This window comes from Delftia sp. ASV31 (assembly GCF_016428765.1).
Lineage (GTDB): Bacteria > Pseudomonadota > Gammaproteobacteria > Burkholderiales > Burkholderiaceae_C > Comamonas > Comamonas acidovorans.
In genome coordinates this window covers 1-788 of record NZ_JAELTK010000199.1, presented here as the reverse complement: position 1 = coordinate 788, position 788 = coordinate 1, and the positions used below count along the sequence as shown (strand labels likewise).

1 protein-coding gene is annotated in these 788 nt (G+C 52.8%); it reads right to left on the bottom strand.

Going from position 1 to position 788, the window contains the following annotated elements:
* Positions 1-60 precede the first annotated feature (60 nt).
* Entirely contained in the window at positions 61-696 is a 636-nt protein-coding gene (locus JHD82_RS29010; protein WP_199140351.1) for a BON domain-containing protein, read from the bottom strand.
* Between the last annotated feature and the right edge of the window lie 92 nt (positions 697-788).

Sequence of the window (788 nt, the reverse complement as noted above, 5' to 3'; positions counted from 1 at the left end):
CCCCCCCCCCCCCCCCCCCCCCCCCCCCCCCCTCCACACCGCCCCCTCCCCCACCGAGACCTACACTGTTCGCATTTCGTCGGCAGCGTCAGATGTGTATAAGAGACAGATGAGATCACGCTCCGTCCAACTACGGACGGTCCCTGTTAACGTCACATCGCCGCCCGTGACATCAACAACAATCGTTTTCGTATCAGAAGTCGCACGACGCTTGATGGCATCCTCGATTTCTGACTTTACGACGATGGCTGAAGCCCTGGGTTTGATGGAAATTTGGTTGCTCACACCGCGCACTCCCGGCAAGAGGCGCACTCTGTCGGCAGCATCGCTACGCTGATAGTTCCAAACCACCTCTCCAGACAGGGTAATCCAACCATCCTCTACAAGGACTTGAACGGTGTCAATAGGAACCGAATTCGTCCAGCTAAGCACGTTTCGCGCGGATGCTGCGATATCGGTATCAGTCCTCTTTCCCATTTGCGACAACTTGACAGTCATGTCGATCGCCAAGGCTCTAACACCTACCACACGTTGTACGGCCCTTTCAGCCCCCCATTTTTCCAAATAGCTACTGACCTCTCCAGCCAAAGTGACAACGCCATCCTTGACCTCTACACCAATCTGGGACGCGTGCACAGAAGGCTCCCACTTCAACTCCGCCATTACATCTTGCTGTAATTGTGTGTCAGTTTTCATGGTAATTCCTAGATGCTTCAACAATCAGAATAATATGTCTAACCTAAAATCATGTCTGTGCGCCAGCACACACTTGAAATATTTCCAGAGAA

What these genes read in the sequence shown, in the direction of transcription:
- JHD82_RS29010 (WP_199140351.1), bottom strand. Translation starts at nt 696, where the DNA reads ATGAAAACTGACACACAATTACAGCAAGATGTAATGGCGGAGTTGAAG.